Consider the following 4441-nt stretch of genomic DNA (forward strand, 5'->3'; position numbering starts at 1 on the left):
GCGCGGCCGGATAACCCGGCGCGGCGAGCACCACGGTCACGGCGCTGCCGTCCCGCCACCGCAGCGGCGGGTGCTCGGCCAACGTGCCCGTGGCCGCCGCGTGCAGCAGCCCACCCAGCGGCGTCTCCAACAGCGCGAGCACCACCTGGGTCTCCGGGTCACCGAAACGCGCGTTGAACTCGATCACCCGAGGGCCGGCGGCGGTGATCGCGAGCCCCACGTAGAGCAGACCGGCGAACGGGGTGCCCCGGCGGCGCATCTCCGCCAGCGTCGGGTGCACCACGTCGCGCATCACCTCGTCGACCAGGCCAGCCGGGGCCCAGGGCAGCGGTGCGTACGCGCCCATGCCACCGGTGTTCGGCCCGGTGTCGCCGTCGCCGAGCCGCTTGAAGTCCTGTGCCGGCACCAGCGGCAGCGCCGCCTCGCCGTCGGTGACCACGAAGAGGCTGACCTCCGGGCCGTCGAGGAACTCCTCGACCACGACCCGGCCACACTCGTTGGCGTGTGCCAGCGCGGCGGCCCGGTCGTCGGTCACCACCACGCCCTTGCCGGCGGCGAGCCCGTCGTCCTTCACCACGTACGGCGCGCCGAACTCGTCCAGCGCCCGAGCGGTGCTCGCCTCGTCCGTGCAGACGAACGCCCGGGCGGTCGGCACACCGGCGGCGGTCATCACGTCCTTGGCGAACGCCTTGGAGCCCTCCAGCTGGGCGGCCGCGCCGGACGGACCGAACACGGCGATGCCCTTGGCGCGGACCGCATCGGCGACCCCGGCGACCAGCGGCGCCTCCGGCCCGATCACCACCAGGTCAGCCGCTGTCTCCACGGCCAGCGCCGCCACCGCGGCCGGGTCTGTCGCAGTGACCGTCCGCAGCTCGGCCACGCTCGCGATCCCCGGATTACCCGGTGCCGCAATCAGCGCCGAAACGCCCGCATCCGCCGCCAACCCGAGCGCGAGCGCATGCTCCCGCCCACCGCCACCCACCAAAAGAACCCGCACGCCCGAGATCCTACTGTCCCCCCTCGAAACTCCCGCCGAGCCTCGGTGATCAAGAGGTTTGCGTCAGTGATGGGCTCGTTCTTGACGCAAACCTCTTGATCACCTCCGCTGAGCGGCCGTAATCGCCTGGCGGACCGTCCATGGGATGTAGGTGGGGTCGAGGGTGTCCTGCCAGGTGAAACGGAGGATGGTCCAGCCGGCATTGACCAGGCGGTTCTGGCGACGACGGGCAGCGTAGGCGGCCTCCGGGGTGCCGTGCGCGTCTCGACCGTCCGCCTCGGCGATCAGCCTTGAGCCGCGCCAGCCCAGGTCGCCGATGCCGAGCAGATAGCCGTCGTCGTCACGCACCTCCAACTGCAGCGTGTCCGGCGGCACTCCGCCGTCCACGCACCGCAGCCGGCTACGCGTCTCCAGCGGCGACTGCGCCCGACCGTCCGCCTCGGCCAGACAGGCGCGTGCCACGACCGCACCCCGCCGCCCACGGATCAGGTCCGGGAAGGCCGCCAACTGCGCCGGATCGATGCGGCACCGGTTCAGCGCCGAGTCGAGGACCGAGACCGCTGGATAACGATCAACCCGAAGGATGACGTCCGCGACGGTGCGGAGCGGAGAGGTCGCCGGGATGCCCGCGACCTCGACGACGTCGCCAGCACCGACGGTCACCTGATGCACCGTCAGCCACGGCACCAGGGAGCGCTGGGGCCGAGGTCGGTCGACTGGGACCGAGACGTGCACCTGCGACGTCCGGCGAAGACCGGCGATGCCGTGCAGCTCCAACGCAGAGTCCAGAACAGCGAAGGCACCCGCACCGAGGCTCATGACCGCCGCGCGGATTCGCGCCCGCCGACGAGTCGAATCAGTCAGCTCCGCCTCTGGGACGAAGCAGCCACGAAGAAGTCGCTGCCACCTGCCGGAGCGGTGCAACTGCCGGATCTGATCCCTGGTCAGGCCGGCACGCAATGCCTGGCCCATGGTGACCATGCCGTCCTGCCCGGCCGCGATCTGGCGAAGAAGCTGATCCGCACCCACGCCCACACCCTGCCCACCCACCCCACCCGAGCGAAGCCCCTGTGGACAACTCCCGAACCTCTGTGGATAACCCCCTCGCCGGCTCGGTGATCACGAGCTTTACGTCAATCTCACGGAGAAATCTGACGCAAACTTCTTGATCACCGAGCCGGGGGACGCAGAAGGGTGGGGGTGGGGTTAGGGCAGGAGGGGGTGGAGGTGGACGTTTTCTTCTCGGCCTGGGCCTACGCCTACGACGCTCACCCTGGTGTTGCAGAGTTCCTCGACCCGGGCGATGTAGCGGCGGGCGTTCTCCGGCAGGTCTTCGGCGGTGCGGGCCTTGGTGATGTCCTCCCACCAGCCGTCGAGCTCCTCGAAGACCGGCTTGGCGTGGTGGAAGTCCGTCTGGCTCATCGGCATGTCGTCGACCCGCACGCCGTTGATCTCGTAGCCGACGCAGATCGGCACCTTGGGCAGCCCGGTGAGCACGTCCAGCTTCGTGATGACCAGGTCGGTGACGACGTTGAGGCGGCAGGCGTACCGGGCCACGACAGCGTCGAACCACCCGCACCGGCGCTCCCGCCCGGTGGTGGTGCCGTACTCCGCGCCGATCTTGCGCAGGTGGTCCCCGTTGGCGTCGAACAGCTCGGTCGGGAACGGCCCGGCACCGACCCGGGTGGTGTACGCCTTGCTCACCGCGATGACCTTGTTGATCGCGGTCGGCGGGATGCCCGCGCCCACGCAGGCGCCACCGGCGGTCGGGTTGGACGAGGTCACGAAGGGGTAGGTGCCGTGGTCCATGTCGAGCATGGTGGCCTGGGCGCCCTCCAGCAGCACCGTCTCGCCCCGGTCCAGGGCGTCCCAGAGCATCGCCCGGGTCTCCGCGATGTACGGCTTGAGCCGCTCCGCGTACTCCAGGTACTCCTCGACTGTCGCCTCGAGGTCGATCGCCTTGCGGTTGTAGACCTTGAACAGGATCTGGTTCTTCTCGCGCAGCGCGAGTTCCAGCTTCTTGCGCAGGATGCCCGGGTCGAGCAGGTCCTGGAGGCGGATGCCGATCCGGGCGACCTTGTCCCCGTACGCCGGGCCGATGCCACGGCCGGTGGTGCCGATCCGGGACGAGCCGAGGTAGCGCTCGATGACCCGGTCCAGCGCCCGGTGGTGCGGCATGATCAGGTGCGCGTCGCCGGAGATCCGCAGCCGGGACACGTCGACGCCGCGCTCGGCCAGGCCGTCGATCTCGGCGAGCAGCACCTTCGGGTCGACCACCACACCGTTGCCGATGATGATCATCGCGTCCGGTGAGAGCGCGCCGGACGGCATCAGGTGCAGCGCGTACTTCTGGCCGTCCGGGGTGATCACCGTGTGTCCGGCGTTGTTGCCGCCGGAGTAGCGCACGACGTAGTCGACCCGCTCACCCAGCAGGTCGGTAACCTTGCCCTTGCCCTCGTCGCCCCACTGAGCGCCGATGAGCACGATCGCTGGCATCTTTTCCGCCTCCAGAAGGCTCGGGTGCCAGGTGGCGACCGCTCGGCGAGCCCGGGGTGTCAGGTTAACAAGTAATGACGGCGTGGCCGGCAGGGGTCGCGTCGAGAGGCAGGAGGCTCCTTCCGTGTACGACGTGGTGCTGCTCACCCTCGGTTCGGAGCGGGACGCTCCCGGGGCCTGTGGCAGCGGCGGGGCCTGCTGTGGCGGCGCGACGGGGGCCGACACCGCCCCGACGGGCCAGACCGACGCCGGCCAGCCAAGCAGCGATCAGGCCGAAGCCGAAAAGTGCGCGACGGAACGGCCACGGGTGCCGGTGCTGGCCTGCGCCGACGCGCTGAACGCCCGGGGCGCCCGGGTGGAGACGATCACCGCCCGCTCCGACGCCGAGATCGACGCGGTGTTGGCCCGGTTCGACGGCCCGGCCCGCCCGGACGGCCTCACCTGGCCGGACCCGGACAGCAAGACCCGGCTGGTCGTCGCCACGGCCAGCGACGGGCAGTTGCGGGCCGTGCTGCGCCGGCTGGTCAAGCGGTACGCCCCGGCGCCCAGCAAGCGCCCGGCGGACCTGCCCGGCAACCGGACCCTGCCCGACCTGCCGCCGGTGGCCGTACTCCCGCTCGACCCGGCCCGTGGCGGCACCCACCGGGACCTGGCGGCGCAGCTCGGGCTGCCCCGGGACCCGGCGGCGGTGGCCGCCGCGGTGCTGGACGGCACGCCGCGCCGACTGGACCTGCTCCGCAACGACGGCGGCTCGGTGACCCTGGACGGCGCGCTGCTCGGCGCCGCCGACGACGCCGGCCGGCCGCTGCACTGGCGCGCCCGGGTGGAGGTCGACGACACCATTCTCACCGACGGCGCGGAACCGCTGCTGGCCTGCGCGGTCGGCAACGCCGGCGGGTACGCGACGCTCGACGACGTCACGCTGCTGACCGCGCCGGACCCGGCCGA

4 protein-coding genes are annotated in these 4441 nt (G+C 71.4%); 1 reads left to right on the forward strand and 3 read right to left on the reverse strand.

Translation table 11 applies throughout. From position 1 onward, the window contains the following. The 3 genes from purD to KBX53_RS23625 form a co-directional block, all read right to left on the reverse strand. On the reverse strand, window positions 1–997 hold a 997-nt coding region (gene purD, locus KBX53_RS23615; protein ID WP_210861696.1), incomplete at its 3' end, for a phosphoribosylamine--glycine ligase. 99 nt (window positions 998–1096) lie between these two features. Beyond that, window positions 1097–2026, reverse strand: coding sequence for a type IV toxin-antitoxin system AbiEi family antitoxin domain-containing protein (locus tag KBX53_RS23620; RefSeq protein ID WP_309140838.1), 930 nt, complete (start codon window positions 2024–2026; stop codon window positions 1097–1099). A 177-nt stretch (window positions 2027–2203) separates the two neighbouring features. Beyond that, on the reverse strand, window positions 2204–3493 hold the full coding sequence (locus KBX53_RS23625; RefSeq protein ID WP_210861698.1) for an adenylosuccinate synthase: 1290 nt from the start codon (window positions 3491–3493) through the stop codon (window positions 2204–2206). Between the two features lie 124 nt (window positions 3494–3617). On the opposite strand from KBX53_RS23625, the gene KBX53_RS23630 reads away from it, so the two are divergent. After that, the coding region (locus KBX53_RS23630; RefSeq protein WP_210861700.1) for a diacylglycerol kinase family protein at window positions 3618–4441 on the forward strand (824 nt) is incomplete at its 3' end.

This window comes from Micromonospora sp. M51 (assembly GCF_018070305.1).
Classification (GTDB): domain Bacteria; phylum Actinomycetota; class Actinomycetes; order Mycobacteriales; family Micromonosporaceae; genus Micromonospora; species Micromonospora parva.